Genomic DNA, 22,335 nt, shown 5'->3' with positions numbered 1-22,335 from the left:
AGTAACAGAAACCAAGGATGGCCAAGAGGCTCCGGCACCAGCAGAGAAAGTGAAATCCAAAGCGATCAAAGGTGAGATTCCTACTCCAACTGCAGATGGTGCAGACCAGACCGTGACCGTGGAAGTAACCTACGCAGACGGAACCAAGGAAGATGCTACCGTAACGATCGCTTACGGGGAAGCAAAGGATGCCTATGCTCCGGAAGGACAGAAGGTGGATGTCAATAAAGGCGAAGACCCAAGCGCAGAAGCCGGAATCAAGAACAAAGACGATCTTCCGGAAGGAACAACGTATGATTGGAAGACACCAGTGGACACGGATACACCGGGAGAAACCACAGGAACGATTGTAGTAACCTATCCAGATGGAAGCAAGGAAGAAGTGGAAGTTACAGTCAATGTCGTTGACACGACACCACAGGCTACTGACACAGAACTGTATACGGCGCAGGGGGGAGTTGTAAACAAACCATATGGGCAGACAGCTACGAATGATGAAGTCATCGCAGAGGTAACGACAGATGCACCGGATGAGAAAGTAAAATCGAGAGAGGTAGTAGATGCGATTCCAACGACAGGACAGAATCAGCCAGTGAATGTGAAAGTGACTTATGTAGATGGAACCAATGATACAGTCATTGTAACGGTCAACTATGGCTTGGCAACAGATGCATATGATCCGGCAGGGCAGGCAATCACAGTCGACAAAGGAAGTCAGCCAAATGCAGCAGATGGTATTGCCAACAAAGCAGACTTGCCAGCAAATACAACCTATGGATGGGCTGCACCAGTGGATACCAGTACACCAGGAACAACCTCGGGAACAATCGTAGTAACGTATCCAGACGGTTCTACGGATCAGGTAACAGTGGACGTTATTGTAAATGAGAATGCGACCGATACAGAACTGTATACAGCACAGGGGGGAGTTGTAAACAAACCATATGGACAGACAGCTACGAATGATGAAGTCATAGGTGTCGTAACGACAGATGCACCAGCCGAGAAGATACAGTCGATCGTGGCAGTAGATGCGATTCCAACGACAGGACAGAATCAGCCAGTGAATGTGAAAGTGACCTATGCAGATGGATCAAACGATACAGTCATTGTAACGGTCAACTATGGCTTGGCAACAGATGCATATGATCCGGCAGGACAGGCAATCACAGTCGACAAAGGAAGTCAGCCAAATGCAGCAGATGGTATTGCCAACAAAGCAGACTTGCCAGCAAATACAACCTATGGATGGGCTGCACCAGTAGATACCGGTACACCGGGTACGACATCAGGAACTGTAGTTGTAACATATACAGACGGTTCTACGGATCAGGTCACGGTGGATGTTATTGTAAATGACAATCGGACAGATGCAGAAAAATATACTCCAGAGGGACAGGAAGTCAATGTCAATAAGGGAGAAACTCCAAATCCAGAGGATGGAATCAGAAATAAAGATGACCTTCCAGAGGATACGAAGTATGAATGGAAAGAACCGATTGATACAGAAACACCTGGAGAAACTACAGGAACGATTGTGGTGACTTATCCAGATGGAACAACGGATGAGGTGGAAGTAACAGTAAATGTAATAGATCCACGTACAGATGCAGACAAATACACTCCGGAAGGACAAGATGTTAAAGTTGATACTGGAGAAAAACCGAATCCAGAAGATGGAATTAAGAACAAAGACGACCTTCCAGAGGATACGAAGTACGAATGGAAGACACCGGTAGACACCGATAAGCCAGGGGAAACACCGGGCATCATTGTAGTAACTTATCCGGATGGAACAACAGAAGAAGTGGAAGTAAAGGTCAATGTGACAGATCCGCGTACAGATGCGGATAAATACGATCCGGAGACGAAACCGGAAATCATAAAGCCGGGAGAAAACCCTGATTTAACGGATAATGTAACAAATCTTGAGGACCTTCCAGAAGGAACCAAAATTAAAGATATCACTCCAGAGGGAGTTATTGATCCAAATAAACCTGGAGAATATGAGGGAACATTAGAAATCCAATATCCTGATGGAAGCAAGGAAACGGTAACCGTGAAAGTCACAGTGGAAAAACCTGCAAGTACAGTAACTCCGGTTAACAATCAGCAGAATACGCAGACGAACAAGGTGACGAAGGTCACAACTTCTGGACCAAAGACTGGCGACTTTACAAATCTAGGTGTGCATACAGCAGCAGCGATTGGCTCTATTGCGACCCTTGCCGGACTATTCTTTGTGAGAAAACGCAGAAAAGTTGACGAGAAACAGTAAAAGAAACAACGATTGTATAGCATAACGACTTGATTCAGCACAGTACTCTTCTTAGAGGGTGCTGTGCTGTTTTCATTCAAAACTTCATAGCCAAAGAAGATATCGATAGGAAAAGCACTTTATAATGTCAAGAGGAGTATTTATGAATAAAAATGAAATCATTAGAGAAATCGCATATAAACAGGGGATTTCTTCAGAAGTTACAAAGGGAATCATAGATCAGTTTATCGAACTCATCGGAGATAAGATGGCACAAAGGGAAAAAATACAGATTGTAGGATTCGGAACCTTTGAGGCACGATTTGTAAACGAAAGGAACAGCCGTAATCCGCAAACAGGGGAAAAACTTACCATACCGGGGCACTTTTCACCTAAATTTAAGCCTGGAAAGGCATTAAAAGAAAAAATAGAACAACAGTAATCCCATAGCGTGTTATTTATGCCGAGATATTTTGTAGGAAAGGAGGAAAATAATTTGAAAGAGACAAAAGGATTTTTTACCGAGTTTCGGGAATTCATTTCTCGTGGAAGTGTGATTGATTTAGCAGTCGGTGTTATCATTGGAGGGGCTTTTACTGCAATCGTGACCTCTCTTGTGAATGACATCGTCATGCCTGCTATCGGCATCCTGTTTGGAGGAATCGATTTTACAAGTTTGCGCTATGTTATCACTCCGGCATCAGGAGATGTAGCGGAAGCAGCCATTTATTACGGAAGATTCATCCAGAATATCATCAATTTTCTGCTGATTGCACTGGTGATTTTTACGATCATCCGGATCATCAACAAATTCTGCCGAAAGAAAGAAGAGAGCATTCCAGAACCGGCAGCTGTTGAGCCGTCTGAGGAAGCAGTTCTTTTAAGAGAAATACGCGACCTGATATCGAGAAATGAGAAATGGCATTCTATAAAATAATATTTCGACTAAAAAAACGATACTTGATCTTTTGTCACAAAAATGGTACCAGTCATTTAAGAAATCGAGGATTATTTACAAAGCAACAAGGGAGGTATACAGTTCGTCTGTTAGCTCTCATGTTGTTTTCCATATTATATCAGGTCTCATGCAATGCTTTCACTTCGTATCAAAATAAACAATTCCCTATACAGTTATTTTGATACTGGAAGAAGGTATCGTGTTTCCCTTTCATAATAGATACATGATCTTTGCATGAGGGAATTTCAAAAAGGTACTCGTATCAGCTGATGAAACCTCTCAGTAAAACAGTCAAAGATAGTATCATGCGCCTGTAACAGCTCTATTTTTTAACAGCATGTTTGAAAGAATTTTTGAAATGATTGTGAGAATGAACATCGTAGAAGCAATGAAAAGATTGCAGTAGGAGGGAAGAAAAAACGATGGCAGGTAGGAAAATGGAACTTTTGTCCATGACATGCTTAGGGGATAATGTCATGGAAAAACTGAAACAGTATGCACAGGAAGATGTAGTTTTTATCAAGGAGAATAAGAGTGCAGATGCTGTTCTGGTATATCAGTTCTGCAGAGAATTCATGGACTGGTATTATCAGTGCCTAAAAGAGCGTCAAAAAATAGGAATCCAGAATGCACTAAAGAGGAAACGGGAAGGAAATGGTGTATACGGTAGACCACGTGTACAAATTCCGGAAGATTTTGAAGTAAATATCAGGGCATGTCTGGATAGCAAGCGCCCTCTGGGAGAATATTGTATGAATATTGGAATGGCACTCTCGACATTTTATAAATATTCATATCCGATCCGAAAACAGTGGAAAGATGAGCAGAGACAACAGCAGGATATATATACTGACGAGATAGAAAATAAACAGGCTGGATGAATTGACAGCTGAGATAAAGATTATCATTTTATGAACATTGAAGTGAAGAAGGAAAGATGGGAAACGAATAGGAGGAGCAGTAGATTCTTTTATCGTTTGCCTTTCAATCATTGAATATAAGATGGCTTTAAGCCCGTACAGACACCAGGTTTTGTGCGGGTTTTTTGCATCCAGAAAAAAATTTAAACTTTTCTTATAAAATTGAAATGTGTTGGAAACCATTTTAAGGGCTTTCCTGCCTTGATCGCCTGTCAGCAAAGGCGGGCAGGACTGTCAACGGCAGCACATTTATGCACTGCTCATCTTGTGCTGATTGACTCGACTGACTTTGCTATTACGCATTATATTTGTAACCATATCCAACGATTGTCTTTATATAATCATGATTCGCTGAAAATGCTTTAATCCGTTTTCTTGTTTAAAAAACTGTATTTTTTACTGCATGATAAATACCATTTGCCGAATCATGCCAGACTACTTCATAGATTTGTTTTATCATAAATGCAACATCTAGATTTGAATATGATAAATACAGGACATCAAATTCTTTAGCGGACAAGATTATTTTATGGTTGCATAGCTTTACTTGGTGTTTCCTAATATCTATAAAAAATCGGAAGCAAGCTGTTTTATTCCCCAGTATTTCTGTACGATCAAACAATCTTTTCTGATCTGCTCTATAAGAAAGGATAATTCGTCGGATTTTTGTGGAATCCGGATTTTGGAAAACAACTGTACTTTCATTTTGAGTCCGTATATTTCTTATAATAAATTCAAAATGTGTTTCAAAAGATATTTCTTGACTATCGTCAACTGTTGATCGCGCTCCTATATGCGTGATTCCATAGAGCGTTTTCTCTTTGAGAAAAACCTTTGATATATACACAGCCGGCTCCGGCAAATCCGTGTCCATTTCAACTTTCAGATTTGCCGTTGGCAAACCTATCAGTTTTCCAATTCTCCGCCCATGGACTACAATTCCACTCGTTTCGTAAAACGGAAATACCATTTTTAATTGGCAATAAAATGAGAATATTTCGGAAACAATTCGGAAATCTAACATAAAAACTGCTGGAATTGTTCGCTAGTTTCCTTTTCCAGCAGCATGACCTTTTCTATCTGCTCTGTAATCAACGCTGTCACATCATCAACGGTATGTAATTCCTGTTTCTGCTTCTGTACGGCGTTCTGGGTATTTTAAAACATGGTGTCAATGACAGTTTCCCCCGGCTGTTCGCCGCTGTCTATCTCTTTCTTAATGTCCCGTAGGATAGACATAAACACATTCTTGATTTCTCTCAAACTTCGCTTCATGCCCACCTCCGACTGTATGCCGAAATCAGATGGAATTGTTAAATTTTTTGATATAGTTGCGACACAACTATGGTGGCAACGTTGCCAGTATGAACTGTGCATGTATGTCCCTTCGAAAATGTTATATGACGGTATCCGAATGCCTTCGTCTTAGCATATATAGCAGTAAAATACGCTCCTCTGATACATCCGATGAGCTTGACCTAGATTTCAGGACAGATGACTCGGTAAAGATGAGTGCCTCTTTGGCATAGTCCTGAAACGGTGAAGCGGCTTTGCTGCGTGATCCAGCATCGTTGCTTATAGCTATATTTCTTATTGATGAAACCACTGTATCGCTGCAAGGATTAATCTGCCCTTATCCCCAACCGGCAGATCGTTTTCCTATTTTCATGAGACAACCGGTACCATCTGCAAAATTGCTTAGTAAGACCCCCTGATGCATCTTATAGTGTTAGGATGTCATGATATTTGTTCTAGGTTGATGATATAATCGTGCTGAGGCATTGGACGGATCCAGATATCTTCCTTCTTATTATCCCATGGGTACCAGTACATTTCATAGCTGCTCAAGGCAGAGCGTGTTGCACAGGGAGACAGACCCAGTAAAGTCCGAGATGCGAACGCTTTTCCAGCATCCGAAAGGCCTCTTCTATAATCAGTCGTTGCATTGTGCTGTGCTTCAAAGTCCTGATGAAAACTCCTATTATTTAATACTGGTCTCTAAAATCCAACAGGATATCAATAAAAGACCACTATCTTTTCTCCGGAAAAGGAGATATAGATATTTTCAAATTCCTGAAAGATAAAATGAAGACGTTCTAGCAACGCTTCATAGACATTTTTATCTAGATTGATCTTTTTCATGCTTCGTTCATTCACACCTTTCTGTCAGATTATGTTAATTTTATATAGTATAAGCTCCCAATGATCAGAGAGCACAAAACTATCTTTATATAGGGTGTGATTTTCGCATTTACACATCAGCTATCTTTTATGTTCAAGATAAAAAGACTCCCACCTTATGGCAGGAGTCAATAGTAGGATAATTCATTTACAAGTATTCTCATATTTTACTGATGAAATCGCAAATACACAGTTAAAAGCTAAATGAGGGTGAACGAATAGTTAATAATAAATTAGTTACCAATTAGATCCGCATCGAGCATTCCTCATGCAGCGTACAAATTGACGTGCGCAGCGATTTTCTCTACAGTCACGACGCATTGCAAAACGAGCTACTCGCTCCGCTTCATTCAATGCATTTCTGCCATAGTCATTATAGCAACTATAGCCTCTGTTCCAGTCGAATCTGTCGAAATCATAATCGCTAAAGCCATAAAAGTCATAATCATTACATTCACATCTGTTACACATATATATTTCCTCCTTACGTGTTATTGAGATACATCTGCGCATCTCAATATATGATATGGAGGAATTAGATGCCTATTTAGGCTTATTATAATACTTATTGATAAAAGATTAAACGTTTGATAACGGTTAATTAAAAGACCACCATTAAGGTGGTCAAGTGCCGCGAAATACTGCCTAGGTATCCCTTTCTTTTCAATGAGCGGCAACGTAATCATTATATAGCTTATATGAACATTTGTAAACATATTATGAACATTTTTGTGTCATAAGCAATAAAAAATCCGGTTTTACCCGGACTTTGCCAAATGGCTATGCATTGTACGATACCTAGGCAGTAGCATATCAATGCCTATGCTATTTTATCATATTAATAATATTTTGCAATCATTTTGAAACAACAAATAAAAAGCCGGAATATACCTACCTGACTCTCTGTAGGGATATATTCCGAAAGGAGTAGAGAACAAAAAAAAGTATATTACATATCCATATGTATATAAATTCTAGATTATTAAAAAATGCGTACGTTGTTTGATAGGATGACTACGAGATCATGATGAAGCCATCACTATTCTCTAACGATCCGTACCGTCCGTCAGACCCGACAGGATATCTGCTTCCAGATTTCTCCTATGACCTATCCTGCACCTTCAGATGAACTTCGTCTCGATTTGTAAATCACAATAGATAGGCTTTTGAACTCCCACCAGTGCGGCTCCACGATAAGCAGGCCGACGCCATAATGCTGAAGATCCTTTGTATAAGGGTCAATATCTTAGGAGAAATAAGAGCTATTTCAACATGATTGCTTTTTCCGGAACTGCTTCCGGGTTCTCATATATCTTCTGCAGGTCCTTATTCCAGTCAGAACCAAGGGATGGAAGATCATCGATGACATTCTGTATCCTATGAAATGGTCGGACGAATGCTTTGAACTCTTCCGCAGCAGCTCTGCCTGCTTTATCGTTATCCGATGCAAGTATGACAGTATCGATATTCTGATTCAAGACAGGTCGGGTAAGATAATTTACGCGGAACGTCTCATTCATGACATTACAGCTGTCGCATGCGAGCACATTGAAGTCTATCTTCTCACCGGCTTGCTTCTTGGCCGTGATATAAGACAACCCATCGATATAGGCTTCTGTCAGGACAAGCTTCGTAGCCTTTGGATCCATTTCGATGAAGAATCCGGTAAACTTATTTCCTCCACCGACATCTCCCCGAAAGCCTGAATAGGTCGAACGTACGAAGGCGGAATCTACCTTTCCTTTGTAGTTCTCACATGCGAAGACGCAATTTCCTTTTGCATCCAGATAGATCTTACCGTCATCGACGAATCGCTTGATGAGGTCACGGTCGATCTTTCGCTTGTCACATAGATACTCATAGATCTTCGAGATATTCTGTTGTGAATCCGGAAGCTTGAATTCTATCTGCTCATATTTCGGTGCGATATACTGCTTCTTGTCAGGCGCAAGTCCGTTATGATATTCGATCAGGATATTCATCGCCTCTGGAAACGTCTTGCCTTCTGCCTTTCTCAAATATTCCAATGCGGATCCATTGATATGCTCGGTGTTCCAGAACATAGCGTTGTTCCTCGTATCGATGACGAGAGAACTATGCTGATCACAGCGATAATAATGTTGTCCCTGTCTTTGGAAGCTGAAGCCTGCACGATCCTGTAGGAAATCCATCACGGATATGTTCTTCTTCAGATATTCTACTTCTTCATTCGTGAATCTCTTCCTGCTGTTGTCTTTGTATTCTCCATAGAAGCTTTTGTACAATTCCTTCGGCATGACTCTGATCTTCTCATAGACATCCTCTCCGTTCGGCGTCCGGTGATGCTGCGACAGCTGGATCTCTCGATCTGCATAAAAATGCAGGACGTTGTTGTCTATATTGTCGATATCCTCTTGTACGAAGTCCTCACTGATCAATAGTACATGATATTTATAAGCTCCTGCTTCCTTCGGAAGGATGACGCGATGGCTGTACTTCGTACCATTCGCCTGTTTGATCTTCTGTTTGAAGCGTGATTTTGGAATACTGATGTTGATGATCTCTTTCATGTGTCCTTACCTCCTAAAAAAATACCTGGCAACTTGCCAGGTATCATCAGTCAAAATTTAAAACGTATCCTTTATGGATTCCATTCTCGTCATCATAGACGGTACAGGATGCCGTATTTGCCTGGCCTGCGCTTACTGCTGCATTACCGGCTGCCATACATTCCTGATACGTCTGATCGAAGGTCTTGCCTTCTATGAAAGGAAACGATCTGCCCTGTGCCGTAACAGGTATATCTTTTTCTATTGGTGAATCCCCCTGCTCCTGTTGCTGTGGAGTGTCTGGTTGTGGTCCTTCTGTCTTTGGAACGCTCTCTGTCTCATTACTTTTTGGCTTTTCTATATGGATATCCAAGGTCTTCCGTGCTTCGTTCCCATGTGCGTCGCTCACTTTATAAACGATCTGGTCTTCTGTCATTTCGAACGTCGTCTTCCTGCGAAGATCGCCATCGACGATATCGATGACAGAATCTATATATTCCTCCGCCTTCAGCTCGGAACGATCAGACACAGTTATGCTGGATCTGTTCAAGCTGATCACCGGTGATTTGGTGTCCTTCACTTCCACGAGCAGCTTCATATCCTTTTCCTTCTTGCCGTTGCTGATATGGTAGACTGCCCAATAGGTGCCGGGCTTTTTCGTATCGATCTCATCACGATTCGGAAAGGTGATCACTGCTTCGGGATCATAAGAACGGATGTAGGAGGCTGGCTCGAACGGTTCTCCTGCCTCAAGTTGTACGGTCTCACGATCGAAGGACAGGTACAGTTCTTCAAAGTATTTCAGCCATTCATCCTTCGTGACATAGAGCAGAGAAACGATGATCGTGAGGACAGAGCCGATGAGAAGCATCCAGGTGATGTTCCGGAGCCACTTCCTCCTGACCTTTTCATAATGCTCATCATAGAGTCCCATCTCATTTGCTATCTTTTCCAATATCTGTTTGAGCTGTTCTTCCTTGATATCCGGATCTGTCAATCCGGATAAGTCGATACCGGATCTCCTTGCGTCTATGAGTAGCGTCAGCTGTTCGACGCTGAATCTTGGATCTGCGATATCCTTGACTTCGATATCTTCATCGATCGCCTTTTTTATGATGTACCATTGTTGGCTTGTGAAGGCAGTGTTCTGATAGCGTTGGTATCTGTCTTCCATCAGACGGCCGTATTTCCTTTCCTCGATAAGACGCTGCGATTGACAGAGATATTCATGGGGCCGGTCTGGTCCGTATTCACAGCGATGCCGGCATTTTCGAATAGCTGCAGGTTCTTCTGATCGATCTTGATGTCCTCCAGCTTTGCGCCATCGAAGGTATTCTGCGCAAGGATCGCATTCAAAAATATGGCACCGGTGAGATTACAGCCGGTGAAATCGACTCCGGTGAGGTTACAGGCTGTAAAGTCACAGTTCTTCATGAGGGAACCGGTGAAGTCGATACCGGACAGATTCCGGTTCTTCAGGTTCATCCTGCTGTAATTGCTCTTCGTCCAGTCGATGACAGGCATCTCCTCTGTCTTGCGGCAGATCTGATTCGCCCATGCTTCATGCACGTCGAGATCGTTCAATATCTCCGTTTCCTCACGTTCCCGGATTCCTTCTGATTCCATCGCCTTTCGCGTCATCTGTATATAGGCATTCAGGTCGTGAGCGATCGGATCGAGTGTCATCTGCGCATCACTGTCGAGATGGATCGCATCACGGAGCAGTTTCAGGGAACACTCCAGCATATCGAGGAAGATATCCATTCTGATCGGATCGCCGGTCTGCTTCCTCTCTTCTTCCGATACCTGCGGCTGCAGCAGAGTATCCTCTACTTTGCAGGTCTCATATGCGATATACAGCTTTGCATGATCGGCGAGGGAGAAATTCGCCATCCGGAAATCGCAGTCTCCTGCGCTCGTATCTACAAACCTGCAGCGGACGAATGAGGTATGCCTGAGATCACAGGCATTGAAATTACAGTCGATGAACGTACATGCATTCATAGATGCGATGTTTCTACAGTTCGTGAAGGTGCAGCCTTTGAAGATATTTCCCTCCAATATCCTTTGGTCATATCCGGCCGTATCCATTAGCTCCAGGTTCATGAATTCACAGTTCTCGAAATAAGAAGTGAATATCTTACAGGAGCTCTTTCCTTCCAGTTCGATGATCTGGCGCTGCGGAAAGATCAGACTGGTCTTTTGCATACTATATCCGGCTTCTCGCTGCTGTCTTTCCAAGCTTTTGTAAAAATCCATCAATGATATCTCACTATTCGTTTGTACGAATCTCTTTATCTGTTCTTCCTCCATTTTCTTCTCCTTTCCATTACCTGGCAAGTTGCCAGGTAATATCGTGTTCATGGTCATTACACACATGGCAGATCACCATGTTGTTAGAAAACATCTCCATAATTCGATAATAGAGCCTTCATATCGATCCATCTGACAGCCGGCTTTGGTGATCTCTCTTCGTTTGGATCCATATTCTTGCCTCTATAGAACTTACATCTGTCATAAGGGATCATCCTTGCGATGAAAGGGGATTTCCTCTGTCTGTGGATGACGACTTCACCAAGATTCAATTTTTGTAGACGATCGATGCTTATGACAGGACGCGTCTCATACCAGCTTTTCGATGGCAGCCATATCTGTCTGGAACCACACATCTCACTGAACCTTTTCAGTGTATCCATTTGAGAGCCTAAGATATACACGGTATTGGAGCAGTTGTTCTGGATCGTCGTCGCTACTTTGTCTCCATAGACTTCTCCTAGCTGAGAGAGATCCTGCACGACCAGTGAGAAACGTACACCGCGGGAACGGGATGCGGTCAGCATGCTCTGGATATCCTTTAATGGAGGACAGTTACCGAATTCATCCAATATGACATTCACAGGGATGGGGAGTCTTCCTTTATTCCCTCTGGCTTCGTTGATGATCACCTCATAGAGCTGCTTTAGGAAGATCGTGACGAGTGGATAGTAGGTCTTCTTCTCATCATGCACGATCAGATAGATCACCATCTTCTTCTGTCCGAGAGCCTTCATATCGAAATCAGAATAGGAGGTCATCCGCATGATCTGTTCGTTCATCGTCAGGATATCGATCTTCGTCGCAAGGACCTTCTTGATGCTCTGCCGCGTCTGTTCCGGCGCATTACAATAATCCATCAGATACATATGACTGGTATCGTCCAGCCTTCTTGATTTTTCCAACACTGCGCCCAGGATGTTGTCGGAGCGCACCTGCAGTGCCTTCTGTTGTTCCTTCGTGAGCTTCACATCTGCATAGTTCAATCCCAGCTTGATCGCTTTGAAGTTGATGATCCCATCTGTCATATCTCCGTTCCGGACGGCTTCCTCCATCAGGAAAGCAGCCATCCCGATGATGCAGTCCCTTGCGGAATCGTTCCAGAACGGATCCTTGACATTCGGATCATAGGTGAGACTGTTTGCAAGATCCTTGAGGAATTCGATCGCCTGAGAGTAGTCAGGCTCCGGTATCCTGGCCAGCCACTCTGCTTTCTCGGCAGGTGTGAAGGTAGTCTCTTCTGCTTTCCATTTCTTCAGTGCCTCCTGATGATCCATATAGGCCTTCTTCCATGTATCCCATGCCAGTTCTAAGGGAGCCCAGGCATCGGAAGCCTTCGCATTGACGAGATTCAGCTTGATGATCTCATACCCGGCCTCTTCGAATTGCTTTGCCGTATATTCGTAGAGCTCTCCTTTGGGATCGTTGATGACGGCACATTCACCGGACATACAGACGAGCTCGATCATCTGCAGGATGACAGAGAAGGTCTTACCGGAATTCGTCGTACCGATCAGAATAGAATGATTGTCGTTTGCATCGACGAAGATCGTCTGCTTCCGGAATCTCGGCATATAGATGGGGAGGCCGGCACGCTGTGTGACAGGCTTACCATCTATCTCCCAATGTCTTACGGTATTGAGCTTGTGCCAGTCATCGATCCGGAAGAATGTCAGGAGTGCATTATAAGGAAGCTTCGGATAGTTCAGGATACGATCGGCTTTCGTCAGAAAGGATGTTTCGTTCAATACCCATCGTATATCTTCTTTGGTTGACTTTCCTTTATCTGCTTCATGAAATTGCACTCTGGTCAGACTGCGCTTCGCTTCATGGATAGAGGAGAGATGTGTAAAATTCTTCTTGTCATCGTCCAGCTTCTTCTTGGTACTTTTCGAAAACATCCCCAGAAGGATGAAGACTGCGATGAGTACCGTCAGTATATCGATGACCGCCCTTGTCTGCGGGATCTGATCCAGTAGACTGAGATCGAAGGATGGCTCCAGTCTGTCGAATACGAGCATATTGGTCAGGTTGATGGCCGCAAGGATGAAGAGTATCCTTGCGAGAGCTATTCCGAGCAGAGAGATCATGAGTTTTCGTATCATATATATTCTTTTCCCCTTTCTTCACTCCGGATCTGTTGTTCTTCATATTCTCTTATGAATCTTTCCAGATCTCTTTCTTTTTCCTGCGCGTCCTGATGTAGGATCCGCTTGGAGCCTTTTTTCAGGACTGCACTCAGTTTTTGCTTATGGATCACTTTCGATTTCTTCCTCATCCCCATACGGGCAGGGGGACCTTCTGATCGAGCGTGCAAGGATTTTTGTGGATCAGGAGGTATCTCTTTTGGATCGTCCGTAAGAAGCGGCACAGCGGTCTCATCTGTCCCATCCATGAGCGATATACGGCTATCTTGACCTACAAAGATCTTAGGCTCACCTTCGGATAACGATATGTCCTTCGCATGCATATAGCGGAAGAGGGTGTCTCTATCGATCTGCAATGTATCTGTTTCAGAGATATCTTTCCAGGCATCGAGATTTTTTGCATACCGATGGAGCGTGTAGCTTTTGTCTTGTTCGATCTCGACATGATAAAAGCCCCGTTCATCCAGGAACAGGGCTGCATCGGATGGCAGGTCGATACAAGCAGCACGATCCTGGAGCTTGATACGATATATCTGTTCATCCTGATAACGGATATTCTGTTTTGAGAACCATAGCTCATGTTCTTGTCTATGCTCCGTCTCTTTATATTTCGCATGTCCCAGGATCATATTCCCGATCCTGGTATAGAGCTTGTCCAGCTCTGTTTTTTTGAAGTGGGAGATCTTCTCGTTCGCAAGCGTGTTCTGAAGATCATCCAGCATCTCGACCTTACCGAGCCACTCTTCGTACGCCGGTCGTATCTCTTCATCCTGCAGTAAGGAGCGGATGATCAGGTTGAGCTGTCTTCTGTATGGCTTCATGTTCTTGGAGTTATAGGAGAGTCTTCCTTTCTTCGGAAGCGTCGTGTAGAAGCTATGGAGCAGCTGGTCATGGAATCTCATGTCGATCCCGGAGATCAGCGTTTTACGTAAAGCATCCTTTTCCCTGAAGACATCCTTTGGAGCTCTTTCGTATCTCTTGGTGAATTCCTGACGGAGACCTAATTCCTTCAACCAGGTGCTTTTATATTTGTCCAGGTATTTCTGCGCCAGCTTACCACGCGTTCTGGTATGGACCTTTTCCATGAACACGATATGCATATGGGGATTCTTCTTATTGTTGTGATAGTTCATCCACCAGATCATGTTGTCCGGGTCGAGACCGATGCTATTGAAATATCCGGGCAGGGATTTGGAGACGATCGCAGCATAATCGTTGACATCATACATATTGCTTTGGAAGGAGTCCTGATAGTCCTTGAGAGAGATGACAGTATCCCAACAGATATCGCCGTCTTTATGGAATGCCTTGGCTATCTTCTTCTTGAATCCCGGCATCTTGTCTTTCGTCAGCCAGCCATCGCTGGAGAAGGTACGCGTCGTATCATCCTGGCTCGTATAGCCTAAGAGTCCACCTTCATGCATACTGTGTTCCTTCTTATCGTCCGCTGCTTTTTCTCTGCCGGTATACTCGTACCAATCCAATAGTGATGCAGTAGAGATCGTACCTTTGAATCGAGAGCCTTTCGGTGGAGCTTTCCCACATTCCAGGAAGCGGAATTTGCTGATGACGTGAGCCTTACTCATGTCGGATATCTCCTACCTGGCAAGTTGCCATGTGATCAAAGACCGATATCAGCATGTGAACGCAGCACCTCCAGCTTCTGTTGCATATAAGGCTCCAGAGTCATTGCCAGATCTTCACTTGTGACAGCGTATTCAAATATATGGTTCAAGGAATTGATGAGCTCAGGATCATCATATTCGACTCTGCTTCCTTTCCAGGATCCGTGTCTGTCGTTTATATCATTCACGAATTTGATCGCATATCCACCGGCATCTCTCCAGCATACAAGATTTTGGTTATAGTCATCTATGAGGAAATCATTCTCTTTGACTCTTAGCGGAACATGGTCTGTCTTGTTTTCTCCGTAAGGGACCAGGATCACGTTGTGTGGATCCAGAGAGGGGAAGAGTTCCTGCAATACCTCTCGCTTCTCACGTTCAGCGAAGGGAGAGTCGATATAGTGAGATAGGATATAGATCTGATCAGGGGCTTCTGTCAATAATTCCTGCAGGCAGTGGACAGCGAGACGATGAGGAGGAAGGTTCCTGAAGTAGCCTTCCTCATATAGTGGCTCAAGCGTAGTCAGAGTGTTATCGAACTTGAACAGGACGCCATCCATATCGAAAAAATATCGTTGCTTCGCAAATCGTTCCTCCATATAGGCTTCCATGAGATCATTCAAGAAGTCAGCACTGAATACCTGTTGGCCTTTTTTCTGACACTGTCGTTCGATACGTTCCAACAGGGTGTGATCGAAATGAACTTCGAGGCAATCCATATAAGCTCGTCTGGTGACGTCCAGAGAATTCTCGAGCATGTCATAATTGAAGCCGTTCGGATCGGAACCACGCATCCTTCGATAACAGGAGAATCCCTTTTCCAGCAGATCACTCAATCTATCAAAAGCATCAAGGAGAAGCATAGATCAATCGACCTCCTCGCCAAGCTCTTTCGCAACTTTTTCAAAGATGCTGTCTTCAAAGATACTGTCCAGATTTTGAACGAGATTCTTGGCATCTTCAAAATCCTTTGGACGTTCCTCATCGGAGAGCCTGAAATTTTTGAGCATGGTGACAGCAGCTTCATAAGACATCATGGCATAGCGGAGGATATGATTGAGGGTCATATCTCTTTGGTGGTTTTGTTGTTTCAGAGCATCCTGAATCATCAGATTCATTCTGGTGAGATAGTCTGTCCCGGTATCTTTATCCAGCTTCAAAACATAATACTCTGCAATCGCATCTTCAACTATTGCGGTAATCGATTTAGGCGTAATATTGAATTTTTCTGCTTGCTGTTTTTCTAATTCTTGTAAAGTATCCAGCTTTTGAAATGTATCCAAGCTAAAGCGGAATGATTTTCTTTCTTTCACTTTCTTACCTCCAATTTTATAACCTGGCAAGTTGCCAGGTATCTATTTGATGAAGAAAAAGATCTTATAAAAATGTGTAGGACGATTGTAGGACAACCCTATTTTATCGTAGGACGTATGTCCTACAGTTTTTTCCAAACTCCTTTATTTATCGTGTTTTTACATGTCGGACAATCGTCCTACAAAGTCCGACAAATGTCTGACAGATGTCCTACAATAATTTTACGATTTGAAAATACGAAAATAGCTGATAAATAAAGCATTTTCCCATCTTTTTTGTTTTTAGAAAACGGTCGTTGACCGTTTGTCCCGCCGGATTTTGTCGGACAAAATCCCTTATCCTGCTTCACTAAAAACAGCGTTTTTAGTGAAGTGGCGGCTCCCGGGAGGGAGCCAGCCATCTCTGATACTCCTTCAAGTGTTTTTTACCATGATCGAAGTCTTGATACATATTGTTCTTCCTCATCTTTTTACCCTCCTTATCATCATTTCGATTCCTGTATATCACTTCTTGAATCTATGACCTGGCAACTTGCCAGGTCATAGAGAAGTGTCTTTCTCTTTTTCCCGCCGGCGTAGATCAGACCGGCGCTGCTGCCGCTGGCACTGCCATCGGCAGCTATGGAATCATGAAGAAAGTAAAAAAGCCATCTTTCCGATGACTTCATTTCAAACATATCTTTTCTGTTTTCTTTCTCGCTCTATCATACTGCGATCGTTTTGAATTCTGCGAATTTGTAGAGGAATTCACACAGATGAGAGATGCTATGCACTCTATATGTGCAACTGGTATTCTCGTCCTGTTGCCTGATCTCCAGTGCTCCGCAGTGGTCTGGATCGAGCAAATACAGACCATCAAAAATTCTTGTCACCTCTGCTTTGCTTTGCATGAGTCCTTTCGCAGTCGCCATCCATTCCCGTGCTACCTCTTCAAAGATTCCATATTCATATTCGATAAATAGCATCGTGTTACCTCCCTGCAGGATCTCTCCGGTAATGTCATCTCTATCGATCTCTTCATATGCAGGGCGTAAGATCTTTTCTATTCGATGTCTATCGATATGAGGATTATGGATCGTGATTTTTGCGGCTGTGTCATATCGGGATGAACGGACAGAGACTTTTATATCTTTTTGTGTGTATCCTGCTTCTTTCAGCGATTTTCTTATCTTCATACTCAATTCTTTATTCGTCATGCTTTTATTCCTCCTCGTGGGGTCACCACTCACTTCATGTAAGGTAGCTGCCTTACACTTTCTTCACACCGCTGAAGGCGGAGCAGTCAAGGAGCCATAAGGCAGGGTGGAGATTTTCCGCTAGGAAAATACAACCCGGTCCTTGAGTGAGGAAGCAGAAGCGGTATTCCATACCTACATGGCAACTTGCCATGTAGCCTGCCGGCAGATATGCCGGCTTTGCTTTATGCAGAGAGAACTCATAACCCGGCAGCTTGCCGGGTTATATAGAATTCGATTTATCTTTCTCCTGTCGGTATGGATCACATGGGCGCTGCTGCCGCCGGCATTGCCATCGGCAGCTATGGAATAATGAAGAAAGTGAATATGTCAGGAGTCTAACTGATCATGCATACCAGCTCTCATATAATTCGCTTCCGTTATATTTATGGGCATATGCATACTCAGTCATTTTGATAGTTCCGTTTTTCGTGCTTTTCCGGTCTCCATGCAACTGGTCTTTGATGAATGTCGGCTTATGGATTGGCGCAAGCATTCCTCCGTCTGTCCTGAAGGAGACTGTCCGAGAACCCCACGCTGCATCACTTTCTTCTTTGATTTCTGGAGCGACTTCGATGAACCATGCATTATGTGCTGATATCTTCACGACTTGGAAGAAGCTAAGGTTCGTCTGTTCATATCCCCAGGAAGCAACGTATAGGTCTCCGACCTTCACACCGTCAAGATTTTCTTTTTCTGATCCTACATCCGTTGCTTTTGGCCCATCGTCTATTATTGTTCCAGAGGAACCTTCTTTCAGTTCGGCAATGACTTGTAGTGTCGTTTCTGATCTTTTCGCATACCATACTTTTTTGACCCGATGCCAGCGGAAGCCGGCATCCTTCAATGTGGTCAGGATCCTGGTATCCGGTTTCTGTGAGAATGTCAGTTCGACTCCATTCAATTCTTCGTTCATATTGATTTTGAAAGTTTCCATTTGAATTTCCTCCTATGCGGTCTTTCCGCTCTCTCGGTAAGCTCTGTTTACCTTACACTTTCTCCACACCGCAGGAGGTGGAGCAGTCAGGGAGCCGTAAGGCAGGGTGGAGATCTTCCGTCAAGAAGATACGACCCGGTCCTTGACTGAGGAGCCGGATGCGGTATTCTATAGCTACATGGCAACTTGCCATGTAGAAAGCCGGCTCATGTGCCGGCTGCTTTTTATAGAGGATCCGATCACCTGGCAACTTGCCAGGTGATTCGCTCTCTTTTGGAATCACAGTTCTACTGTGTCCATTTCAGATGTTTGATATGAACTCTCAGATTGGTTATCTTATCACTGATGATAGCGAAATCAAGGCTGGAGTATACCAATTCTGAATAGCCGTAACTGTCCGGTCGGCCTTTTAACTTTTTCGCCTCATCATCGCTCAGCCCTTCATATCCGATCATCGTTTTGTTTTTTATGTAATATGCATTTCTCTTCCTCATTTCTGCCTGCTCCTCCAGCAGACTTTCCAATTCGTCATTCAGCTTGTCGATCGTTATCGGCTCATCGCCCTTTGCTTGTCTCATCATTTCCTCATCGTTCCTATGATAGTTCATTCCGTCCTCCTTTGCGGGGTTACCACTTTCTTCTGTAAGCGCAGCTGTCATAGATCATCATGCAGTGCTATATCGTGATCGGATGCATGATATGGTAGGGATACAACGATTATGTTTCTAAAGCTGTTTGTGATCCCTATATCTCCACTTCCTGTAACAGATCGTTCAGTAGATCGACATAGCACTGTAATATGAATCTTCCGACTTCCATATCATGATCACGCTGTCTTTTTCTTTCCTCACAAACTGTCATTTTATATTCCTTGAAATCAAGGACATAAGTATCATCTTCATGTTCTAAGTAAGCAACTATAGAATCTTTTTTATCTAAATGATTATTGTTCATGGTATAGATGGTATAAACTAGGCAAAATGATGATTCACCATAAAGACGGGTGTTGACGATCCACATATCATAAGTACATACCATTTTTTTAAAATAAAGATCACACCGATTCATTAAAGAGTATACAAGATAAAGTAGATCACGTTCCTTACGTGTTTTTAAATAATCGTCTAACTGATTCTTTGAATGACCAGACCATAAGAATCCTTGTTTCATCGTTTCTGAACAGAAACCTTGTTTTAGCTCTTCGATCGAGATCACTTCTTGCTTTTCCATTTACATTTCCTCCTATGCGGTCCTTCCGCTCTCTTGGTAAGCTCTGTCTACCATACACTTTCTTCGCACCGCTGGAGGTGGAACAGTCAGGGAGCCGTAAGGCAGGGTGGAGATCTTCCGTCAGGAAGATACGACCCGATCCTTGACTGAGGAGCCGCAAGCGGTATTCCATAGCTACATGGCAACTTGCCATGTAGAAAGCCAGCCCGCATGCAGGCTGCTTGACGGCTTCAGGCGGATTCTAAAAGATACCTGGCAATCTGCCATGTTATAGAAGATATCCTCAGTGTGCTCTATATCGCATAAGAAAAGCAGAAGCTCGTGCCTCTGCTTTTATCGCTTGTATGCTATGCCTTTTTCAATATCTCTAAGACGTTTGCTCGCAGTTCTTCTTCTACCTTGAGGATATCCATCGCCTCTGTAGCTGTCATATCTGGGAATCTCTCTAACATGGCCTGGACATGCATGATCGTGCTTGTTAGCTTTTCTTCAGCACGTCCTTCGATTCTACCTTCTTCTTTGATACCTTGGCTCAGGTTACACATGATCTCGACCTCCTCTTCGATTTCCTTCGTCATGTTTATGCGGTAATCATTCTTTAATTTCTTCTTTTTCTCTTCTGCCGATAGCTTGGCTATGAACAACAGGTTCAACAATTCCAGGAATCCATGCTCATCATCGTCATAGTCATATTCTTTGGCAGGGTAGACCATGATGGCTTCCAATAGATCATAATCTTCCTTCGGTGCTCTATACTCGTTCATCATGCTGCTTTCCTGCATGCTGTATCGGTTGATCACGTTGTCCATGTCCTTTGGATGATGGAAACACAACCATATCGAGTATACTTTTTTCATATCTCCGAAATTAGAATGCTGGAATCCATCCGCTGCGTTCTTTTGTTTTCCTAAGATCCTGCTGCAGTAATAGATCGCTCTGCTCAATAACGGATATGACAGACGCGCTGTTTCATTCTGTGCCTCGAGATTTATGATGACACCGATCTCTTCTTTCTTCGTGTTTCCTGTATTTGGCAGTGTTGCCTCAAACAGGATGTCATACCGTATGACTGCAGAGGGGATAGACGCGTCTTCTACATTCTTTCCAACGATCCGATCATCCATCACTTCATCGATCCGTGGCTGTTTTTCTATGAAGCTTGGTATCTCATCTAAGGGGATATTTTGAAATTCTTTGATACAGTTCTTCAAGATATATGCTAATATCGACTTATTGCTCAACATATTCTTACAATAACTGTCGTATGCCTGCTGTTTGTTCTTTTCGTTTTGATCCAGCGTATTGGCAAGTGCTGTCTGCTCTTCCATTTCTTTACTCCTCTCTTTATTGTATACCATCTAAGAAAATTATACATTCGTAAGGCGTTTTCCGCAACCCTTTCAAAAGCACTCCTTCCTTTTTGATAACTACCTTACACTTTCTTCACACCGCACAAAGTGGAACAGTCAAGGAGCCATAGGCAGGGTGGAGATCTTCCGTCAGGAAGATACGACCCGCTCCTTGATTGAGTAACCATGTGCGGTATTCCATACCTACATGGCAACTTGCCATGTAGTCGTGTAACAGAAAGAGTGATCTTCCTGCTTGGAGTATCACCCTACAATATGGTGACCTAAACATATCAGGGAAGCTGCTGATAACATCATCATCGGCAGCTATCGATCAGCAAGGATCCTGATATCCGGTTTCTGTGAGTATGACAGCTCTACTCTATTCGCTCTTTCGGTCGTGTTGATTTTGGTAGTTTACATTTCTCTGCCTCCACATACTCCTGTAGATCATTTTCACAAGGCAGATATAGCTTTCCGTTTTCCATACAGCGGAACAGGTCACACTCCTTTTCCGGTGACACAGCATAGAAGTCCTCAGGAGAATAAGGATACTTGCTCTCATAACCATTGCCTGACTTACAAAAGCCGAGTTCTTTATCTCTCCGCTGCCTGCGTGAAATAACAAAGAAATCATCTTCTTCTCTGGTGAACTGCCTTTCCGGAATAAAATGATGACCGCCATATTCAAAAATCTCCTTATTCATCGTCACACCTCCAAGATTTGTTATGTTTGACATCTTGAACTATCACCTGTAGATGATATCCTTATATCCTTCTTTTTGATAGCTTTGCTTCTCTGTCACTGAATATCACTTCGATGTTCAATAGCTCATCATGCAATGCAAAGCAATAGTTGGCCGTGTGTCGTAGATATGCAAATTCAACGAGCATGCTTGCGTTGTATTTCCTACAGATATCTGCGTAATGATCATCTAACTCATAGAATGAGTATCCGGCTTCTCTCTTCATCTGTATCCTTGTTATACCGTACTGCACTTTATCGCAAAGGATCGCATATAGATCTCCGGCTTCATCGTTCAGAAACTCACGTAATGCCAAGGTCTGTAATCTCTTAGTCTGCATATTTGTCGTCTTACCTCGCTGGATGAGATCCTGTAAGAAATAATAGATATCTTCAGCATCGTTCAAAGGAACTGCCGAACAGATGTAGGATTCTTCACCTATTGAGAAGTGAGTCTTTTGTTGAAAATCTTCATCACTCACGATCAATCCTTCCGCAAAATATCTTGTATCTTGACCAAGCTGCTGATGATACGTCATGTAATATAATTTTTTCATTTTCCATCTCCTGTGGGGCTGCCACTTACCTTACACTTTC

General features: G+C 43.3%; 22 protein-coding genes and 1 pseudogene. 5 read left to right on the top strand and 18 right to left on the bottom strand.

Annotated features, from left to right (window positions below; translation table 11 throughout):
- From ACESPQ_RS08810 to ACESPQ_RS08795, 4 genes are all read left to right on the top strand, one after another.
- On the top strand, positions 1 to 2,278 hold a 2,278-nt coding region (locus ACESPQ_RS08810), incomplete at its 5' end, for a Rib/alpha-like domain-containing protein (RefSeq protein ID WP_373144266.1).
- 142 nt (positions 2,279 to 2,420) lie between these two features.
- On the top strand, positions 2,421 to 2,699 hold the full coding sequence (locus tag ACESPQ_RS08805) for an HU family DNA-binding protein (RefSeq protein ID WP_257335643.1): 279 nt from the start codon (positions 2,421 to 2,423) through the stop codon (positions 2,697 to 2,699).
- 54 nt (positions 2,700 to 2,753) lie between these two features.
- Entirely contained in the window at positions 2,754 to 3,194 is a 441-nt protein-coding gene (gene mscL / locus ACESPQ_RS08800; protein ID WP_257335638.1) for a large-conductance mechanosensitive channel protein MscL, read from the top strand.
- 497 nt (positions 3,195 to 3,691) lie between these two features.
- Positions 3,692 to 4,096, top strand: a complete 405-nt coding sequence (locus ACESPQ_RS08795) for a hypothetical protein (RefSeq protein ID WP_233104820.1) — start codon at positions 3,692 to 3,694, stop codon at positions 4,094 to 4,096.
- A gap of 603 nt (positions 4,097 to 4,699) precedes the next feature.
- Here ACESPQ_RS08795 and ACESPQ_RS08790 read toward each other — a convergent pair.
- The 12 genes and pseudogenes from ACESPQ_RS08790 to ACESPQ_RS08735 form a co-directional block, all read right to left on the bottom strand.
- Positions 4,700 to 4,840: a hypothetical protein gene (locus tag ACESPQ_RS08790; protein WP_373144305.1), complete on the bottom strand. Its 141-nt coding sequence runs from the start codon at positions 4,838 to 4,840 to the stop codon at positions 4,700 to 4,702.
- Between the two features lie 43 nt (positions 4,841 to 4,883).
- Positions 4,884 to 5,105: pseudogene (locus ACESPQ_RS08785) on the bottom strand (riboflavin kinase); the annotation flags it as partial.
- Positions 5,106 to 5,448: 343 nt separating this feature from the next.
- On the bottom strand, positions 5,449 to 5,571 hold the full coding sequence (locus tag ACESPQ_RS08780) for a hypothetical protein (RefSeq protein WP_233107250.1): 123 nt from the start codon (positions 5,569 to 5,571) through the stop codon (positions 5,449 to 5,451).
- Positions 5,572 to 6,553: 982 nt separating this feature from the next.
- Positions 6,554 to 6,787, bottom strand: a complete 234-nt coding sequence (locus tag ACESPQ_RS08775; protein ID WP_002610702.1) for a hypothetical protein — start codon at positions 6,785 to 6,787, stop codon at positions 6,554 to 6,556.
- Between the two features lie 791 nt (positions 6,788 to 7,578).
- The gene (locus tag ACESPQ_RS08770; RefSeq protein ID WP_008728848.1) at positions 7,579 to 8,865 is read right to left on the bottom strand and encodes a DUF3991 and TOPRIM domain-containing protein; all 1,287 of its coding nucleotides are present in this window, start codon (positions 8,863 to 8,865) and stop codon (positions 7,579 to 7,581) included.
- Positions 8,866 to 8,911: 46 nt separating this feature from the next.
- A complete protein-coding gene (locus tag ACESPQ_RS08765) occupies positions 8,912 to 10,018 on the bottom strand; it encodes a hypothetical protein (protein WP_002610705.1) in 1,107 nt (368 codons plus the stop codon).
- The gene (locus ACESPQ_RS08760) at positions 10,018 to 11,157 is read right to left on the bottom strand and encodes a pentapeptide repeat-containing protein (RefSeq protein ID WP_109771602.1); all 1,140 of its coding nucleotides are present in this window, start codon (positions 11,155 to 11,157) and stop codon (positions 10,018 to 10,020) included. The genes ACESPQ_RS08765 and ACESPQ_RS08760 overlap by 1 nt, the downstream gene beginning before the upstream one ends.
- Before the next feature lie 83 nt (positions 11,158 to 11,240).
- Positions 11,241 to 13,262 (bottom strand): type IV secretory system conjugative DNA transfer family protein, encoded by a 2,022-nt coding sequence (locus ACESPQ_RS08755; RefSeq protein ID WP_002610709.1) that lies wholly within the window; start codon positions 13,260 to 13,262, stop codon positions 11,241 to 11,243.
- The gene (gene mobP3 / locus ACESPQ_RS08750; protein WP_257338155.1) at positions 13,259 to 14,890 is read right to left on the bottom strand and encodes a MobP3 family relaxase; all 1,632 of its coding nucleotides are present in this window, start codon (positions 14,888 to 14,890) and stop codon (positions 13,259 to 13,261) included. The genes ACESPQ_RS08755 and mobP3 overlap by 4 nt, the downstream gene beginning before the upstream one ends.
- Before the next feature lie 35 nt (positions 14,891 to 14,925).
- The gene (locus ACESPQ_RS08745) at positions 14,926 to 15,792 is read right to left on the bottom strand and encodes a hypothetical protein (RefSeq protein ID WP_002610713.1); all 867 of its coding nucleotides are present in this window, start codon (positions 15,790 to 15,792) and stop codon (positions 14,926 to 14,928) included.
- 3 nt (positions 15,793 to 15,795) lie between these two features.
- Positions 15,796 to 16,242 (bottom strand): hypothetical protein, encoded by a 447-nt coding sequence (locus ACESPQ_RS08740; RefSeq protein ID WP_002610715.1) that lies wholly within the window; start codon positions 16,240 to 16,242, stop codon positions 15,796 to 15,798.
- Between the two features lie 704 nt (positions 16,243 to 16,946).
- A complete protein-coding gene (locus tag ACESPQ_RS08735) occupies positions 16,947 to 17,438 on the bottom strand; it encodes a hypothetical protein (protein ID WP_002610719.1) in 492 nt (163 codons plus the stop codon).
- Between the two features lie 142 nt (positions 17,439 to 17,580).
- Here ACESPQ_RS08735 and ACESPQ_RS08730 point away from each other — a divergent pair, with 142 nt between their 5' ends.
- Entirely contained in the window at positions 17,581 to 17,790 is a 210-nt protein-coding gene (locus ACESPQ_RS08730; RefSeq protein WP_257311041.1) for a hypothetical protein, read from the top strand.
- A gap of 33 nt (positions 17,791 to 17,823) precedes the next feature.
- Here ACESPQ_RS08730 and ACESPQ_RS08725 read toward each other — a convergent pair whose 3' ends face one another.
- The 6 genes from ACESPQ_RS08725 to ACESPQ_RS08700 all read right to left on the bottom strand — a co-directional run bounded on the left by ACESPQ_RS08725 (position 17,824) and on the right by ACESPQ_RS08700 (position 22,295).
- Positions 17,824 to 18,414, bottom strand: coding sequence for a hypothetical protein (locus tag ACESPQ_RS08725; RefSeq protein WP_002610720.1), 591 nt, complete (start codon positions 18,412 to 18,414; stop codon positions 17,824 to 17,826).
- 287 nt (positions 18,415 to 18,701) lie between these two features.
- On the bottom strand, positions 18,702 to 19,022 hold the full coding sequence (locus tag ACESPQ_RS08720) for a hypothetical protein (protein ID WP_002610722.1): 321 nt from the start codon (positions 19,020 to 19,022) through the stop codon (positions 18,702 to 18,704).
- A gap of 136 nt (positions 19,023 to 19,158) precedes the next feature.
- Positions 19,159 to 19,644 carry a hypothetical protein gene (locus ACESPQ_RS08715; RefSeq protein ID WP_109771600.1) on the bottom strand — a complete coding sequence of 162 codons (486 nt, stop codon included), beginning with the start codon at positions 19,642 to 19,644 and terminating at the stop codon, positions 19,159 to 19,161.
- Between the two features lie 347 nt (positions 19,645 to 19,991).
- On the bottom strand, positions 19,992 to 20,972 hold the full coding sequence (locus tag ACESPQ_RS08710; protein ID WP_002610725.1) for a hypothetical protein: 981 nt from the start codon (positions 20,970 to 20,972) through the stop codon (positions 19,992 to 19,994).
- A gap of 398 nt (positions 20,973 to 21,370) precedes the next feature.
- A complete protein-coding gene (locus ACESPQ_RS08705) occupies positions 21,371 to 21,700 on the bottom strand; it encodes a hypothetical protein (RefSeq protein WP_002610728.1) in 330 nt (109 codons plus the stop codon).
- A 61-nt stretch (positions 21,701 to 21,761) separates the two neighbouring features.
- A complete protein-coding gene (locus tag ACESPQ_RS08700) occupies positions 21,762 to 22,295 on the bottom strand; it encodes a hypothetical protein (RefSeq protein WP_257338150.1) in 534 nt (177 codons plus the stop codon).
- Positions 22,296 to 22,335: the final 40 nt, after the last annotated feature.

This window comes from Clostridium sp. HGF2 (genome assembly GCF_964240115.1).
Taxonomy (GTDB): Bacteria; Bacillota_I; Bacilli_A; order Erysipelotrichales; family Erysipelotrichaceae; genus Clostridium_AQ; species Clostridium_AQ innocuum.
This window is presented reverse-complemented; position numbering and strand designations above follow the sequence as displayed.

Excerpts from the sequence above, each read along its gene's own strand:
- ACESPQ_RS08805 (WP_257335643.1), top strand. The coding sequence starts at position 2,421 with ATGAATAAAAATGAAATCATTAGAGAAATCGCATATAAACAGGGGATT.
- ACESPQ_RS08795 (WP_233104820.1), top strand. The coding sequence starts at position 3,692 with ATGGAAAAACTGAAACAGTATGCACAGGAAGATGTAGTTTTTATCAAG.
- ACESPQ_RS08790 (WP_373144305.1), bottom strand. The coding sequence starts at position 4,840 with ATGAAAGTACAGTTGTTTTCCAAAATCCGGATTCCACAAAAATCCGAC.
- ACESPQ_RS08775 (WP_002610702.1), bottom strand. The coding sequence starts at position 6,787 with ATGTGTAACAGATGTGAATGTAATGATTATGACTTTTATGGCTTTAGC.
- ACESPQ_RS08770 (WP_008728848.1), bottom strand. The coding sequence starts at position 8,865 with ATGAAAGAGATCATCAACATCAGTATTCCAAAATCACGCTTCAAACAG.
- ACESPQ_RS08765 (WP_002610705.1), bottom strand. The coding sequence starts at position 10,018 with ATGGAAGACAGATACCAACGCTATCAGAACACTGCCTTCACAAGCCAA.
- ACESPQ_RS08760 (WP_109771602.1), bottom strand. The coding sequence starts at position 11,157 with ATGGAGGAAGAACAGATAAAGAGATTCGTACAAACGAATAGTGAGATA.
- ACESPQ_RS08755 (WP_002610709.1), bottom strand. The coding sequence starts at position 13,262 with ATGATACGAAAACTCATGATCTCTCTGCTCGGAATAGCTCTCGCAAGG.
- mobP3 (WP_257338155.1), bottom strand. The coding sequence starts at position 14,890 with ATGAGTAAGGCTCACGTCATCAGCAAATTCCGCTTCCTGGAATGTGGG.
- ACESPQ_RS08745 (WP_002610713.1), bottom strand. The coding sequence starts at position 15,792 with ATGCTTCTCCTTGATGCTTTTGATAGATTGAGTGATCTGCTGGAAAAG.
- ACESPQ_RS08735 (WP_002610719.1), bottom strand. The coding sequence starts at position 17,438 with ATGACGAATAAAGAATTGAGTATGAAGATAAGAAAATCGCTGAAAGAA.
- ACESPQ_RS08725 (WP_002610720.1), bottom strand. The coding sequence starts at position 18,414 with ATGGAAACTTTCAAAATCAATATGAACGAAGAATTGAATGGAGTCGAA.
- ACESPQ_RS08720 (WP_002610722.1), bottom strand. The coding sequence starts at position 19,022 with ATGAACTATCATAGGAACGATGAGGAAATGATGAGACAAGCAAAGGGC.
- ACESPQ_RS08715 (WP_109771600.1), bottom strand. The coding sequence starts at position 19,644 with ATGGAAAAGCAAGAAGTGATCTCGATCGAAGAGCTAAAACAAGGTTTC.
- ACESPQ_RS08710 (WP_002610725.1), bottom strand. The coding sequence starts at position 20,972 with ATGGAAGAGCAGACAGCACTTGCCAATACGCTGGATCAAAACGAAAAG.
- ACESPQ_RS08705 (WP_002610728.1), bottom strand. The coding sequence starts at position 21,700 with ATGAATAAGGAGATTTTTGAATATGGCGGTCATCATTTTATTCCGGAA.
- ACESPQ_RS08700 (WP_257338150.1), bottom strand. The coding sequence starts at position 22,295 with ATGAAAAAATTATATTACATGACGTATCATCAGCAGCTTGGTCAAGAT.